Origin of the sequence: Paludisphaera rhizosphaerae (genome assembly GCF_011065895.1) — a bacterium.
GTDB lineage: Bacteria > Planctomycetota > Planctomycetia > Isosphaerales > Isosphaeraceae > Paludisphaera > Paludisphaera rhizosphaerae.
The window spans coordinates 199,480-212,099 of record NZ_JAALCR010000015.1; the positions used below are offsets into that span (position 1 = coordinate 199,480).

8 protein-coding genes are annotated in these 12,620 nt (G+C 67.8%); 6 read left to right on the forward strand and 2 right to left on the reverse strand.

Going from position 1 to position 12,620, the window contains the following annotated elements:
- Window positions 1–4: 4 nt before the first annotated feature.
- Both G5C50_RS20200 and G5C50_RS20205 read right to left on the reverse strand, forming a co-directional pair.
- Window positions 5–874, reverse strand: a complete 870-nt coding sequence (locus tag G5C50_RS20200; RefSeq protein ID WP_165072285.1) for an alpha/beta fold hydrolase — start codon at window positions 872–874, stop codon at window positions 5–7.
- Window positions 867–2,105 (reverse strand): enolase C-terminal domain-like protein, encoded by a 1,239-nt coding sequence (locus tag G5C50_RS20205; protein WP_240907287.1) that lies wholly within the window; start codon window positions 2,103–2,105, stop codon window positions 867–869. Before G5C50_RS20205 ends, G5C50_RS20200 begins: the two co-directional genes overlap by 8 nt.
- A gap of 178 nt (window positions 2,106–2,283) precedes the next feature.
- On the opposite strand from G5C50_RS20205, the gene G5C50_RS20210 reads away from it, so the two are divergent.
- The 6 genes from G5C50_RS20210 to G5C50_RS20235 all read left to right on the forward strand — a co-directional run bounded on the left by G5C50_RS20210 (window position 2,284) and on the right by G5C50_RS20235 (window position 12,192).
- Window positions 2,284–2,844, forward strand: a complete 561-nt coding sequence (locus tag G5C50_RS20210) for an NfeD family protein (RefSeq protein WP_165072287.1) — start codon at window positions 2,284–2,286, stop codon at window positions 2,842–2,844.
- A 40-nt stretch (window positions 2,845–2,884) separates the two neighbouring features.
- Window positions 2,885–3,964 carry a flotillin-like protein FloA gene (gene floA / locus G5C50_RS20215; protein WP_165072289.1) on the forward strand — a complete coding sequence of 360 codons (1,080 nt, stop codon included), beginning with the start codon at window positions 2,885–2,887 and terminating at the stop codon, window positions 3,962–3,964.
- A 42-nt stretch (window positions 3,965–4,006) separates the two neighbouring features.
- On the forward strand, window positions 4,007–4,756 hold the full coding sequence (locus G5C50_RS20220; protein WP_165072291.1) for a hypothetical protein: 750 nt from the start codon (window positions 4,007–4,009) through the stop codon (window positions 4,754–4,756).
- A 273-nt stretch (window positions 4,757–5,029) separates the two neighbouring features.
- Entirely contained in the window at window positions 5,030–6,109 is a 1,080-nt protein-coding gene (locus G5C50_RS20225; protein ID WP_165072293.1) for a thioredoxin family protein, read from the forward strand.
- Window positions 6,110–6,178: 69 nt separating this feature from the next.
- Window positions 6,179–7,249: a YihY/virulence factor BrkB family protein gene (locus G5C50_RS20230; RefSeq protein WP_165072295.1), complete on the forward strand. Its 1,071-nt coding sequence runs from the start codon at window positions 6,179–6,181 to the stop codon at window positions 7,247–7,249.
- Window positions 7,250–7,584: 335 nt separating this feature from the next.
- On the forward strand, window positions 7,585–12,192 hold the full coding sequence (locus G5C50_RS20235; RefSeq protein ID WP_165072297.1) for a tetratricopeptide repeat protein: 4,608 nt from the start codon (window positions 7,585–7,587) through the stop codon (window positions 12,190–12,192).
- Window positions 12,193–12,620 lie beyond the last annotated feature (428 nt).

A 12,620-nucleotide genomic window follows, 5' to 3' on the forward strand; every position in this document is an offset into this window, starting at 1 on the left:
GCGATCAGTTCGACCGACGCCGGATCGCCTCGAACCGAGGCTCCAGCCAGGCGATCAGGTCGCGGGCGTACTCGCCGGGTTCGGGGTCGAACTCCAGCGTGTGGCAGCCGTCGGGATACTCGATGACCTCCCGATCCGTCGCCGCCAGCCGGTCGAAGTAGCGGCGAGTCCGGTCGTTGTCGACGATCCGGTCCCTGCCGCCGAGCATCAACAGCGTCGGCTGGCGGATCTTGCTCGGCGACCGCTTGATCCGACGGTCGATGAGGAAGCTGGCGAGCAGCAGTCCGGCGGTGGCCTGTCGAAGTCCCAGCGGGTCGTTCCGGATGAACTCCTGGCCGGCGGGATCGTCCGTGAAAAGGGCCGGATCGGCGAGAGGGATCGGGAACGTCTTGCGGCGGTTGGTGAAGACCGCGTGGGCGATGCGAAGCTTCTCGCCGAACGTCACCCCCACCTGGGGCTCCAGTCCAGGACAGATGAGAGCCAGGGCGTCGACCAACTCCGGCCGCTTGGCGGCGGTCAGGACGGCAATTTTCCCCCCCCAACTGATCCCCGCCAGGGCGACGGGGAGGTTGGGGGTCTCCTTGCGAACCTGCTGGATCCACTCGGCGATGTCGTCGACCAGGCGATGACCGGAAGGCGTGTGCCCTCGGTCGCGTTGATTGGGACCCGAGCCGCGACGGTTCGGGAACGAGACGTGGTACCCCGCCTCCGCGATCCGGCTCCCCAGCCCGTTGTACCACCCCGAATGGCTCTGGACGCCGTGCAGGACGACCACGATCCCGCGCGGAGTACCCACGGCAGCCCGTCGCGCGACGTGAAACGGATAGCCGTCGGAGGTGGTGAAGGTCAACTCCTCGGCCGCGACCTCAGGCATGATCGATCTCCCGGGTCTGGGTCGTCATCGCGGCGAGCAGGTCGGGATCGACGTTCACGCCCAGGCCGGGCCCAACGAACGGCGCTGCCCGACCGCCGTAGCCGAATGTCAGGTCGTCAGTCGTCAGGTTGGACCGAAGGATGTGGCGGTCGTATGAGCCTTCCAGATAACGGATGCCGTCGACCCGACTGGCGACGTGCCGGCCGGCCGCGGAGAGGATCGCCGTCTCTCCAGGATGGCAGCCTAGTTGGACTCCCAGCCCATGTCGTCGGGCCAGGCCGATCAACCGCAACGAGGGCAGAATCCCGCCGCATTTGGACAGGCGGACGTTGAAGAAGTCGGTCGTCTTGCGCTCGATCGCCGCGAGGCCGTCCGGCCAGCCGCAGAGCGACTCGTCGAGCATCACCGGAACGCCTAACCGGGGGCGAAGCTCTGTCAGAGCGTCGACCTCGGCGTGCGCAACGGGCTGTTCGAGCAGCGACGGCCGGTAACGGAGCAGGGGGGCGACCTTCTCAACCAACTCGTCGGCGCGCCAGGCCTCGTTGGCGTCGATCCGGATATCGACCCGCCGACCCAGGATGCGCCGGAGGGTTTCCATCCGACGGGGGTCGTCTTGCCCAGCGACGCCGACCTTCGCCTTCACGTCGCGAAAGCCGTACACGCGGAACTTGATCGCAGAGATGATCTCCTTGCGCCGCGACTCGGCCGTGATCGCCGCGCTGTAGCGGACGGGGCCAGGTTTGGCTCGCCGTTCCAGGCCCTCGGCGGTCGCTAACGCGACGGCCTCGCCGATCGACGCGCCGAACGATCGGCTGTAGGCGTCGAGCACCGCGAGTTCCAGGGCGCAGCGAGCGGCGTTTCCGCGCATGCCGCGGGGGTCGTCGTCGATCTCAGGCAGGCTCAGGCGTTCGACGGTTGCGACGACGTCGGCGAACGAGGAGGGGCGACCGAGTCGTCGGGGCCAATCGCACCGGGCGACGGCGTCGACGGCGGTTTCGATCGTTTCGCCGGTGACGTACTCGCGAGGCACCCCCTCGCCGTATCCCGTCGAGCCGTCGTCCAGATCCACTTGCACGATCAGGTTGGCGCTCGAGGTCCGCTCGTGCGAGGCGTGCTTGACCGGCTTCTTGAGCGGCACCTCCACGCGATGCAGCACGAGTCGGCGGATCGCAGGGCCTCCGCGGGTGGGGCGGGCGGCGGCGATGGGCGGGGCAGCGGACGGATCGGCCAAGGGGGTCTCCCGGCCGCCAGGCTTGGAACGGCGGCCGCATCCAGCCTAACACATCCCCGGCCGGGGCGTCGATTTCGGGGGGCTCTGACGGTCGCGCCCCTCGTTCGCATACAATTCGGTCATGGTACAATTGATCGAGGCCGCGGCGAACGACGCGGATCGAGTCGAGGAGGGGATCGTGAGCGACCTGTTCTGGCCGGCGGTCTTCCTGACGCTGGGATTGCTGCTGATGAGCCTGGAATTGTTCGTCCCCTCGGGCGGGCTCATCGGCGTCGGCGCAATCGTCTGCCTGGGGTTGGGGCTGTGGAACGCCTTCCAATCGTCGCGACGGTTGGGGATGGTTTTTCTGCTGGTCGACTTCGTCGTGGTCCCGACCGCGGCGGTTGCGGCGCTCCGGCTGTGGGTGCGTTCTCCCTTCGGCCGCAAGCTGGCCCTGACGCCTCCCCGGCCCGACGAGATCGACGTCTCGCACGCCCACGCCTCGGCGGAAGATCTGGTGGGCTCTGTCGGAAGGGCGTTGACGCCCCTTCATCCTTGCGGCCACGTCCAGGTCGGCGGCCGCCGCCACGACGGCATTTCCGAGTCCGGGTTGATCGCCGCAGGAGCGCGAATTTGCGTCGTCCGCGTCCGCTCCGGTCAACTCGTCGTCCGATCGATCGAGTCGCCGGCCGCGGAGGAGCGGCCCGAGACGAATGGGGATCCGTCCCCCTCACCCCTGGACCTCGGCGCCGGGCTCTGAGCCCGCTCGCGCCCCGTACCACTCCGAGGACCTGATCTCCATGACTGCCATGATTCTCGCTCAGGCCAACGCCCCCTCAACGGTCAGCACCTTCTTCTGGATCGGGGTCTTCACGCTCGGCGTGATCGCCCTGCTGGGCGGGATCTTCATCACCAAGTACTTCAACCTCTGGATCCAGGCGTTCTTGACGCACGCCAACGTCAGCATCGTGGATCTGGTCGGGATGTCGTTCCGCAAGGTGAACCCGAACATCATCGTCCGGTCCAAGATCATGGCCTATCAGGCTGGACTGACGGAGAAGGACGGCCTGACGACTCGGGCCCTGGAATCCCACTACCTGGCCGGCGGCAACGTCCCCAACGTGGTCCGAGCCCTGATCGCGGCCAATCGGGCCGACATCCCGCTTTCGTACAAGCAGGCGACGGCCATCGACCTCGCCGGCCGCAACGTGCTGGAAGCCGTGCAGACGAGCGTCAATCCCAAGGTCATCCCGTGCCCCGACCCCACACAGGGGAGGAACACCATCGACGGCGTCGCCCGCAACGGCATCCAACTCAAGGTGAAGGCCAAGGTGACCGTCCGGACGAACCTCGACCGTCTCGTGGGCGGGGCGACCGACGAGACGATCATCGCCCGCGTCGGCGAGGGCATCGTCAACGCGATCGGGTCAGCCGACACGCATCTCCAGGTCCTCGAGAAGCCGGACTCGATCTCCAAGCGCGTGCTCGACAAGGGGCTGGACGCCGGGACCGCGTACGAGATCCTCTCGATCGACATCGCCGACATCGACGTCGGCGACAACATCGGCGCCAATCTCCAGGCCCTTCAGGCCGAGGCGGACACCCGCGTCGCTCGAGCCAAGGCCGAAGAGCGTCGGGCCTTCGCCGTCGCCAAGGAGCAGGAGATGCAGGCCGCCGTTCAGGAGAACCGCGCGAAGGTCGTGGAGGCCGAGGCCGAAGTCCCGCTGGCGATCGCCGAGGCCTTTCGCCAGGGCCATCTGGGCGTCAGCGACTACTACAACCTGAAGAACGTCCAGGCCGACACCGACATGCGTACGGCCATCGCCGGGACCGGATCGGGAAGCAACGCCGCCCGTCAGACCGCCGGAACGCCCCAGTGACCCTGGGCGTACCACGCCCCCGCTCGATCGCGGAGCCCGTCCATGCGGATGATTGAAGCCCTCTCCCAGTTCATCGTCCCGTTGATCTTCCTGATCGTCTGGGCGATTACGTCGCTGCTGAACCGCGACAGCCAACCGCTTCCCCAGCGGCCCAACCGCCCTGGGGCGGGCCCGGGAGGGGCTGGCTCGAACCGGCGGCGGGACGCCCTCACCGCCTCCAAGGCGGAGGACGACGAGCCGGCCGTCGCCGACTCTTCCCCACCGAGACGGCCGGGGCTCGCTCCGTTCGACGCCAGGACTCAGGGCCGACCGTTACAGGCGCCGACTCGGCCTACGTCGCCGCGGTCGAACCGCCCGAACGGGGCGACCGGCGACGACGAGGTCGTGTTCATCGAGTCCGCCCGACGTTCCATCGGCGGCTCCGCCTCGCCTCCGTCGCCCCGCAAGCCGGCTCGGGGTCGTCGAGCCGAGCCAACTCCCGCGCGAACCCGACGCGGCGAGCCTGTGACGCAGCGAGCCCTCTCGGAGCAGGTCGGCCAGTCGCTCGCCCAGAATCGAAGCCAGCCGCTGGGCCTCTCGCCGATCAGCGCGAACCTGTCGAGCCTGTCGAGCGCTTCGCTCCGCGACGCCTCGTCCACCGCCGCGAGGGTCACACCAAACGCCGCCCCCCCCGCGCTCTCGGCGGCCGAAGTGCGCCGGATGATGGCCGACGGAGCCCGCCTCCGCGAGATGGCCGTCCTCGTCGAGTTGCTTCAACCCCCCGTCAGCCGTCGGCCTCGCCGGCTCGGGTGAATCGTAGCGGATTCGCATGAAGCCCGGCGCGTGACGATCGCGCCGGGCTCGGCTCGCTCCGCGTTAAGAGGGTGTAGGAAATCGCTCCAGGGGGAGCGTCGACGCGCCGATAAACGAGTCTGGCCCGGGAAACCTTTCTCGGCCGCAGGTTGCCAACGGCGTGGCGCCTTTCCGCTCCTTGGGGCGGGCATCTCCATGGATGGAGCGCGTTCGATTCTCGGACGCTTACTCGAACACGAATCCATAGCGATCCCCCGTCGACGAGGAGGTGCGATGACTTCCCACCGACCCGCCCTGCGCCTCGTTCGCCTCGGCGCTTTGCTCGCGCTGGCGGCGGCGATGCCGAATCGGCCCACATTCGGACAAGAGCCTCTGGACGCTCCCGTCTCCTGGCGGACCGACTATGGGTCTGCGCTGGAAGAGGCCCGCGCGGCGGATCGGTTGCTGTGGATTCAGTTCACCGGCTCCTGGTGCCCGAACTGCGTCCGGATGGAGCACGACAGTTTCGGCCACCCCGCCGTGGTCGCCCGCACACGGTCCGAGTTCGTCGCGGTCAAACTCCAGGCCGACGTCTATCAGGACCTCGCTCTGGGCTTCAACCTGTCCGGCCTGCCAGCCAGCGTGATCGTCGACCCGTCGCGGAACGTGCTGGCCGTCTACCAGGGATACCTGGGGCCGGACGATCTTGACGCTCTGCTCGGCCGCGCGGTCGCACTCCACACGCCGAAGGTCAATCCCGAGGACGTCGTCGACGCTCCCCGGTTGGCCTCGGCCTTCATCGGTCCGGACGACCTCTCCAACCCGCCGGAAGTCCCCGACGAGTTTGCCATCGTCGTGGCAAGGCCGATCAAGAAGGAGGAGCACGCCGCCCTCTCCGGCTACTGTCCGGTCAGCCTTGTGGCGGAGAAGAAGCTGATCGAGGGCCAGGCGGAATACGCGGTCTCGCACGAAGGTCGCATCTACCGGTTCGCCAGCCTTGTGACGTTCAACCTCTTCCGTCGCGACCCCGAGCGTTACGTCCCCGCCAACGACGGCCGCTGCCCCGTCGAACAGATGGACAAGGGCCTCGAAGCCGCCGGCGATCCTCGCTTCGGCGCCCTGTACAAGGGCCGGCTCTACCTCTGCTCCTCCAGGGAGGATCGGGCTCAGTTTCTCAAGGAGCCCTCGCGCTACGCGACCGTCGGCGTTGAGGACGGGGGCAACTGCCCGCATTGCCTCGCCGAGGGAGGAACCACGGTTCCCGGCGACCCTCGTTACAGCCTGTCTCAGGGGGGACGACGGTTCTGGTTCCCCGACGACGCCCACCGTAGCGCGTTCATGTCGCTGGCTCCGTCGACGACCATCCGCCGTTAAGCTCTGGCATTCCGTTTGCTCCATGGGCCGAGTCGTGATTCCAGCAGGGCGAGGACGAGGCGCGAGCATATGGACGCGACGACGCGACGTTTCCGTTCCGCGATGGATCTGGGGGGACTGACCCTCCGCGAGGCGCTTCGACGGACCTGGATCAAGCTCCAGGAGCACGAGCTTCTGACTCGCGCGGCGGCGATCACGTTCTATGCAGTCGCATCGTTGGTCCCCTTTCTCGGTCTGTTCGCACTGCTGGCGGCCCACGTCTTGCCGCTTGTCGCCAGGGGGCGCGACGTCGACCTGGCGGGCCTCCTGAACGCGTTCCTCCCCGCCGAGGCTGCAAAACTGCTGCGGGACCAGTTGGAATCCATGCGCAGCCAGCCTGGGGCTGGGGTGGCCTCGTTCGGTACTGTGGCGCTGCTGTGGCTCAATTCCAGCCTGTTCATGTCGGTCATGGATGCGGCCAACCGTATCATGGGTGTTCAAGAGACCCGTCCGTACTGGAAACAGCGGCTGATCGCCGTTCTGATGGCGTTGCTTGAGGCGGCGCTTCTGATCCTGGTTCTGGCCAGCACCTTGCTCTGGCCGCAGATTCTCGGGTTCCTCCGGTTGGACTCCGTTTCGTCGTTCCTGCTGACGATCGTCCACGGCCTGACGATCGTCAGTCTGGTGTTGGTGAGCTTCGCGACGGCCATGTACTTCGCGCCCGACGCCGAACAACGGTGGGAGTGGATCACGCCGGGGAGCCTGCTGGGGTCGCTGCTATTGATCGTGATGAGCTATTTCTTCCGCTACTACGTGCAGCGGTGGGGGAACTACAGCGCGACCTATGGGTCACTGGCCGGCGTGGTGGTGTTGATGAGCTGGATCTGGCTTTGCAGTGTGGAGTTGCTGGCAGCGGCCGAGTTCAACAAGGTCATCGAGGACGCCTCCCCCTACGGCAAGGAATACGGCGAGCGTTCGGAAAACCCCGCCACCCGCGCCCGCGCGGCGGGTTATTTCGAGGCTTTTTTCAAGAAAGGGCCGCTGCCGGAATCGCCCGGCCGACTGCGGTCGCCGGTCTTTACGCCTCCTTCGGAACCGCCTCAGACGCCGCCTGAATCGAATCCACATGACCCCCAAGACGCGGTCGACGCGGGTTCATGAGTGCTCGGGTTGAGGAAAGTCGACTTGAAGTGCGGGCGGGGAAGCCCTATTTTGTCCGCTGCCTCGATGCTGGAACTGCGGCAATGGATTGCGACACCTGAGGTCAAGCAGGGCGGACGGCTTCGCCAGACCACTCGCTAGGCATCGCATCGCACCACGCCCCTCGTTCCCGCCTCCCGGCGGAGTTCGCGTCGCCCGTCGACGCCGATCTCTCAATCTCCTCTGATACACTACGCCCGCCGCGTAGGGCTCCTCGCGCGAACCTGGACGGTTCGGCGTCGGGGAATCAGCCCGCGGGGCGGCCCGGAATCTTCGAGCTGAAGGAGACTGGCCCGATGACCGTCCGCTGGAAGCCCCTGCTTATCCTCTCCGGACTCTTCGTCGCGGTCGCCGTCGTCGGCGTGATCGCGATCTCGTCCACGCTGGCGCCACCGACAGCCCAGAGCGTGTTGAAGCAGGCGCGAACGGCCCGCGACGGCGGCCGGCTCGCCGACGCCGAGATCTACTACAAGCAGGCCCTCCAGGCCGACGGCCGCAGCGCCGCCGTTCATGAGGAGATCGCCGACCTCTACGACGCGATGCTGAAGACGGCTCCGGACGAACGCCGCGAGGCGCTCCGCACCGAGCGGAACGACCACCTCATCAAGGCCGTCAAGCTCGACAAGAATCTCAAGGGCCCGCGGCTGCGGCTGCTTCAGGAAGCCATGGCGGACGACGTCGCGACCGACGCCGTCTACTGGGCTCGCGAGGTCGCCACCATCGATCCCGGCAACGCCGACGCCGCGTTCGTGCTCGCTTCCAAGGAGCTCGAAGGCGCCGCTCCGAATCTCGCCGAGGTCCGCAAGCAGCTCGACCGGCTGAACGCCGCCAACGCTCCGGAGGTCCGTCGTCTGCTCATTCAGGCCCGCCTCGGCGCCGCCGCCAACGACGACGCCGCTCGCGATGCGGCGATCGCCCGTGGGCGAGACGTCGTCCTGGCCGACGACGCCAACCCGATCGACATGATGGCCAAGCTCCGTCTGTCCGCTCTCACGCTCCAGAGCGAGCCCGACCAGGCCAGGCGGGCCGAGATCGTCAAGGGGATGGTCGCCCTCTCCGACCGCATCGTGGCCTCCGCCGAGCCCGGCTCCCAGCGAGTCACCCGCCTGAGCTACCTCCTGGAGCAGACTCAGAGGGGCTTGATCCGTCAGTCTCGGATGCAGACCGACGCCACGACCGATGAGCTCGTTGAGACGATCGAGCGGCAGCTCGCCGCCCTCTTCGACAAGAGCCGTCAGGCCGGCGATCGCACCGACTTCCAGATCCATCTGACTTACGCCGACCATCTGCGATTCCGCCGCCAGCGCGACCGCTGCCTCCAGGTCGTGAACGAGGCCCTCGCCCTGCCCGCCGCTGCTCGGCCGTCGTCGAGCCTCATCGCGCTTGGGCTTCACTCGATCGGCGCCGAGATGTCCCTCGTCCAGGCCGACGACTCGGCCCGGACGACGAAGGCCGCTCCGCACATCAAGGCCCTGCTCGCCGCCGCCGAGACCCGCTACCAGGGCCTTGGCCACCTGTTCCAGGGCGCCGTCGAACTGGAAGAGTCCGGCGTGACCGCCGCCCTGGCCCGCAAGCCTGAAGGCGAAGCCCTCAAGACTCAGCCCAAGCTCCGCGCCAGCGCCCTGGCGCACCTGAAGGCCGCCGCCCAACAGCTTCCCGAAGTCGCCGAGGCCCAGGCCCGCTACGGCGTCGCCCTCGTCCTGAACCAGGAGCAAGGGCTCGGTCGGCAGTATCTCCAGAACGCACTGCGGATGTCGGCACTCGACCCCCAGTACGAGTTCTGGGCTGCGTGGACCATGCTTCAGGCCGGCTATCCTGAGGAAGCCGTGCCGATCGTCGATTCGCTCGCCCGTCAGCTTGCCGACGGGAGCGTGCCGCCTGAGATGAAAGTCGTCCTCCACCAGCTCAGCGGTGAACTTTACCAGGCCCGCCGCGGCCCCGGCGACCTCGACCGGGCGGCTCAGGAGTTCGAGAAGGTCGCCAAGCTCGGCGACAAGGGGAACGGCGGCTCGATCCTCCGCCTCGCTCAGATCGACGCCCAGCGCGGCAAGCTCGAAGAGGCGATGGCCCGCATCGACGGCCTTCGCAAGTCCGGCCAGGCTCCGGCGGCCGCTGAGAATCTCGCCGTCCTGATCCTGGAACAGCAGGGGAAGAAGGACGAGGCCCGCAAGGCCCTGGCCGACGCCCGCGCGAAGTACCCGGAGGCCTCGGAGATCGTCAGCCTCGACGCCTCCTTCAAGGTCAAGGACAAGCAGCCGGCCGAGGCCGATGCGGTCCTGGCGGCCTTCCTCGCCGCCCACCCCGACGACGTGACCCTCACGATGATGCGGGCCCAGATCCTCAACGACCAGCTTGACCGTCCGGCCGACGCCCGCAAGCTGCTGGCCGAGCTTGGCGAACGCTGCGACACCTCGGCCCCCTGGGTTCAGCTCGCCCAGTTGGAGATGGGCCGCAACGATCTGGAAGCCGCCGCCGCGGTCGTCTCCAAGGTCCGCAGCCGTTGGCAGGAAGGCGCCGTCGGCGACATCCTGGAAGGCCAGCTCGCTCTCAAGCGGAAGGACGTCCCCGCGGCCGTCGCCTCCTTCGACGCCGCCCTCAAGAAAGACCCGGAGAACAAGATCGTCGCCTTCTGGAAGGCTCAGCTCGTCGGCCGCACCGGCTCGGTGGCTGAAGCCTCCAAGGCCCTTGAGGAGATCGTCCGCGACAAGCCGACCAAGGAGGTCGAGTCCGGCGTCAGCCTGATGGCGGCCGCTCAGTCCGCTCTCGCCGGCCTGTCGCTCCAGAACGGCGACGTCGACGACGCCATCCGTCGCTTCGAGGAGCTGAAGCGGAACAACGAGGCCGGCGCCATGACCCGCGCCGACCGCTGGCAGCTTGTGACCGCCTACGTCGCCAAGAACCAGTGGCCCACCGCCAAGGTGGAACTGGCCGCGCTCCTCTCCGACGCCAAGAACCCGCCGGGGCTGGACGACCAGGTCCGCGCCGCGAACCTTTATCGTCTGCACGACGAGGAACCCACGGCGATCGCTCTGGTCGACAACGTGCTGAAGGAGAACCCGGCGAACGCCGCGGCCGTCGTCACGCGTTCCTTCCTCCACATGAAAGTAAAGCAGTACCCCGAGGCGACCACCCTGCTTCGCGGCGCCGTCGACCGTTGCAAGAAGGACGGCGAGAAGGTCCCCGACGCGTTCTACCTGATGCTTGCGGCCGTCGAGAACGAGTCGCCGCCGCTGGAGACCTCCCCCGCCCGCACGATCAAGGTCGTCGACGAAGCCCTCGCTGATCAGCCCGACCTGGTCTCGCTGATCCAGGCGAAGTATCTGATCATGGCCAAGGGAGGAGACGCCGCCGGCGCTCTGGCCTTCCTCCAGTCGAAGTCGGAGAACGATCCCAAGGGGACCTACCGCCGGATGCTCGTCGACGTCTACCGCGAGCGGAAGGACTACGACGACGCCGAGAAGCTGCTCCGCGGCCTGATCGCCGAGTCGCCCGACGACGGCAACCTCGCCGCCGGGCTCGTTGAGGCCGTCTGCCTCTCCGCGGCCGACGCCATGATCGCGGGCGAGGCCGAGAAGCTCCACGCCCTCGATGAGAAGGCGGCCAGCCTGATCCGCGACTACCGCGGCAAGTTCCCCACCAACCTGGGCATCCTCCAGGCCGAGTGCGACCAGGCGGCTCGCCGGGGCGACTACACGCAGGCCCTGGAGGTGACCAAGGAGATCGACAAGGTCGCCAGGAACACGTCCGTCGGCCCCCTGCTTCGGGCCCGTCTCTTCGCCTCGCAGAATCGCCGCCTCGACGTCGCCAAGGCTTACGCCGAGGCGGTCGAGCGCGAGCCGCGTCGGCTGGACGTCCGCATCTTCCTCGGCCAGGCTTCGCTCCAGACCGGCGACGTCGACGAGGCCATTCAGCAGGCTGAATACGTGCTGAAGAACGAGAAGGCCAATCGTCAGGGGCTCCTGCTCAAGGCTCGGGCGCTCGACGTCTCCGGCCTCAGCGACGCCCAACGCGAGTCGGCCCGGGCCAACGCCGTCGCTCTGCTCGAGACGGCCGTCGCGGCTGACCCCAAGTTCGTGGAAGGCTTCCAGACGATCGCTGAGATCGAGCTGAAGCGGAACCGCCGTCCGGCCTCCCTCGCGGCTCTGAAGCGAGCCCGCGAAGCCGCGCCCGACGACTCCACGGTTCTGTCCCAGTACGTCCAGGTTCTTGCGGAGCCTGCCAGCGGGCAGCCCGCGCTGGACGAGGCCCGCAAGATCGCCTCCGACGCCATCACCGCCGGCGACGGTCCCCGGGTGCTTGCGGCCGCCCTCGGCCTGCACAAGGCCCATCGCCTGGACCTGGCGCTGCCGACCTCGGAGAAGGCCGCCGCGCTCCTGCCGGACTCGCCCGTCGCCCACCTGAACCTCGGCGACCTGCTCCTGTCCCTGGCCGAGAGCCAGAGCGACGCCGCCAAGGCCAAGCCCCTGTTCGAGCGGGCCGTCCAGGAATACGACCGCGTCCTGAAGATCCAGCCGACCTCCATCGAGGCGGTCAACAACAAGGCGTGGGTCATGCACAGCTCCCTGAACCAGAGCCGCGAGGCGCTGGATCTGGTCCAGTCGCTCGCCTCCAAGGCCAATCCCATGGCGCTCCCGGGCGAGTTCTACGACACGATGGGCGCCATCCAGGAGTCGGTGGGACAGGCCTCCGACGCTGAGCGGTCGTACCAGGAAGGGCTCAAGCGGGCGCCCGATCTGGCGGTGCTCCACTACCACCTCGGCAAGCTGATCGCGTCCGACAGGACCCGCGGCGAGCGGGCCAAGGACCACCTGTCCAAGGCCGTCGCCGCCAAGGAACAGCTCACCCCGGCCATGGCCGACGAGGCCGTCCGCCTGGTGAAGCAGATCGAGTCCGACGTCCGCTGACCGACCGTCCGCCGAATTGTCAAAGACCCACCCCGCCCCAGGCCCGGCCGCTTCAAACGGCCGCTCTGGGGCGGGTTCGTTTACGCGGCGACGGAACGATGGTGATTGGCGTAACTGCCTGTTCAATCACCGTTTCGATCGATGCGACGTTGGCTTCGTTCGTCGCCTTTTGCGAGGCGGCGGCGCCCTTTCGTCCCCTCTCCCGCCGGGAGAGGGTGGCCCGAAGGGCCGGGTGAGGGTCGTCGGACCTGTAGGCACAGTCTGGCTCGACGACTTGCACAACCGTCACTCCCTCCGAAATCCCACGACCCTCACCCGCCGCTTCGCGGCTGGTCTCTCCCGGCGGGAGAGGGGACGACCGCCGTCGGACGTGCGAACGATCGGCGGGTTCTGATCCCGACGCCGATCCCCCCTCATCCGGCCGCTTC

Bases quoted from the DNA above. Each gene is read 5' to 3' on its own strand.
- G5C50_RS20200 (WP_165072285.1), bottom strand. From the start codon at position 874: ATGCCTGAGGTCGCGGCCGAGGAGTTGACCTTCACCACCTCCGACGGC.
- floA (WP_165072289.1), top strand. From the start codon at position 2,885: ATGACTGCCATGATTCTCGCTCAGGCCAACGCCCCCTCAACGGTCAGC.
- G5C50_RS20220 (WP_165072291.1), top strand. From the start codon at position 4,007: ATGCGGATGATTGAAGCCCTCTCCCAGTTCATCGTCCCGTTGATCTTC.
- G5C50_RS20225 (WP_165072293.1), top strand. From the start codon at position 5,030: ATGACTTCCCACCGACCCGCCCTGCGCCTCGTTCGCCTCGGCGCTTTG.
- G5C50_RS20230 (WP_165072295.1), top strand. From the start codon at position 6,179: ATGGACGCGACGACGCGACGTTTCCGTTCCGCGATGGATCTGGGGGGA.
- G5C50_RS20235 (WP_165072297.1), top strand. From the start codon at position 7,585: ATGACCGTCCGCTGGAAGCCCCTGCTTATCCTCTCCGGACTCTTCGTC.